Source organism: Acinetobacter geminorum (assembly GCF_013009345.1).
In the GTDB taxonomy this organism is placed as follows: Bacteria; Pseudomonadota; Gammaproteobacteria; order Pseudomonadales; family Moraxellaceae; genus Acinetobacter; species Acinetobacter geminorum.
In genome coordinates, this window is the sequence record NZ_JABELE010000064.1 from 1 (window position 1) to 263 (window position 263).

At 62.7% G+C, this 263-nt stretch carries 1 protein-coding gene; it reads right to left on the reverse strand.

Annotated elements, in window-relative coordinates; translation table 11 throughout:
* Positions 1-101: 101 nt before the first annotated feature.
* The coding region (locus tag HJG58_RS18705) for a LuxR C-terminal-related transcriptional regulator (protein WP_216076603.1) at positions 102-263 on the reverse strand (162 nt) is incomplete at its 5' end.

Here is a 263-nt window from a genome sequence, read left to right on the forward strand (position 1 = left end):
AGGACATACCAGCACACACATGAGGGGGAAGACTAAAGGAGGATGAACGGCAGGCAACCTGCCAGATCTGGTAGGGCGCGCCGGCCGGCGCGCCCTGCGCGTCAGATGAGGCCCCGCGCCGCGGCGTAGGCAGCAGCCAGCGTCTTGTTCGGCGCGTCGAACTTCTTCTGGATGTTCTTGTGGTGGAAGTTCACCGTGCTCTCGGAAATGCTCAGGATGATGGCGATTTCCCCGGAGCTCTTGCCGTCGGCGGTCCATTGCAG